Below are 258 nucleotides of genomic sequence, written 5' to 3' on the forward strand. Positions count from 1 at the left end.
GTTGCCGCAGACCTCGCTGGAGCACCAGCGGCGGCGCCGGCCGCGCGAGGTGTCGAGGTAGATCAGCGGGCAGTTGTCGCCCTCGCACTGGCGCAGGGCGCCCCGGGCGGCCGGGTCGGTGAGCAGGTCGACGGCGTCGCGGGCGACGGCCGCGAGGAGGGCCGCGCAGCCGGGCTCGGCGGCGAGCGAACGGATCAGGCTGCCGTCGCCGGCGCGCACCGCGCACAGGGCGGGCGGGGCGGCGCGGGCCAGCAGGTT

Annotated in this window: 1 protein-coding gene; it reads right to left on the reverse strand. The window is 79.5% G+C overall.

Features of this window, described 5'->3' with window-relative positions; all coding sequences use genetic code 11:
- Positions 1-258, reverse strand: a 258-nt coding sequence (locus GTW43_RS01730) for a CGNR zinc finger domain-containing protein (protein ID WP_202500924.1), incomplete at both ends; no start/stop codon positions are given.

Source organism: Streptomyces sp. SID5785 (genome assembly GCF_009870065.1).
Classification (GTDB): Bacteria; Actinomycetota; Actinomycetes; order Streptomycetales; family Streptomycetaceae; genus Streptomyces.